Annotated in this window: 1 protein-coding gene; it reads right to left on the bottom strand. The window is 61.7% G+C overall.

Annotation, left to right across the window (positions count from 1 at the left end; genetic code table 11):
- Positions 1-235, bottom strand: a 235-nt coding sequence (locus R0J92_RS26645; protein WP_411053895.1) for a hypothetical protein, incomplete at both ends; no start/stop codon positions are given.

Raw genomic sequence — 235 nt, 5'->3', positions numbered from 1 at the left:
CGGCATCCGTGTGCGGCCATTGGGCGACGAGGGCGGGCACGGCGGGGGGTATCGAATAATCCACCTTCCGCCTGCGGTGACCGTTCCGGTTGATGATGGAGTAAAGGCCGACCGCGGCGACCACGGCAAAGACGAGCACGGTTGCCCGCAGGAAGCGTGGGGCATTGCCGTTCCAGGCAAAATCCCACCAGAGCGTGTTGGAATATTCCACGTGGCGATAAACGAAAAATCCGAG

Origin of the sequence: Tritonibacter sp. SIMBA_163 (assembly GCF_046535935.1) — a bacterium.
GTDB classification, from domain to species: Bacteria; Pseudomonadota; Alphaproteobacteria; order Rhodobacterales; family Rhodobacteraceae; genus Epibacterium; species Epibacterium scottomollicae.
This window is presented reverse-complemented; position numbering and strand designations above follow the sequence as displayed.